This window comes from Actinomyces sp. S6-Spd3 (assembly GCF_000758755.1).
Taxonomy (GTDB): domain Bacteria; phylum Actinomycetota; class Actinomycetes; order Actinomycetales; family Actinomycetaceae; genus Pauljensenia.
In genome coordinates this window covers 1-673 of sequence record NZ_JRMV01000225.1, presented here as the reverse complement: position 1 = coordinate 673, position 673 = coordinate 1, and the positions used below count along the sequence as shown (strand labels likewise).

Annotated in this window: 1 protein-coding gene; it reads left to right on the top strand. The window is 61.7% G+C overall.

Annotated features, from left to right (window positions below; translation table 11 throughout):
• A partial coding sequence (locus HMPREF1627_RS01875; RefSeq protein ID WP_034500640.1) for a hypothetical protein occupies positions 1–673 on the top strand: 673 nt, incomplete at both ends.

Below are 673 nucleotides of genomic sequence, written 5' to 3'. Positions count from 1 at the left end.
CCGGGCCTGACGATTACAAGACGTTTCTCAACGGCCTTGCTGGGGAATACGCCTACACAAACAGGATGGGGGTCAAGGTCGTCCAGACCTCGGAGAACAAGGATCAGGCATACCGCCGTTTTCCCCTCATCATCCCGGTGCAGGAGGGTGAGTTCTCGATCTACGTGAACCTCGGCTTTCTCAACGGCACCCGCGAGTACCAACAGTACGAGCGGCATGAGCGATTGCGTCACAACCTCGAACTCTTGAATCGCCGCTGCCAGGCGATCACCGATGCCGCCGAACGGGAGTCCGCGATTCGCCAGATCGAGGCGCGCACCGTCGCGCCGATCCTGGAACAACGCGCCCGGCTAACCGGCTCGGACGACGAGTCCGTGAGTGTCGACGACATCTTGAGTGAGTTTGCGACTGCCGGACAAAAGATCATTGAGACAGAGCCCACGCCAGAGGAGATTGAGGCGCGCGAGAAGGCCGAGCTCAGCACCCGGACGTGGGCCGTTGCTCGTCAAGTGCTCGAGGTCATCGAGGCCGACCGGAGGGCCGCCGAGCATAAGGCCGCTGAGGAGCGGCGCAAGGCCAATGAGCTGGCCCGGAAGCAGCGCGAGCGGGAGATGCTCGCGGCAAAGAAAGTCGAACTCGCTGCGATCGGGAAAATCGACCTCATTCCGAAGGT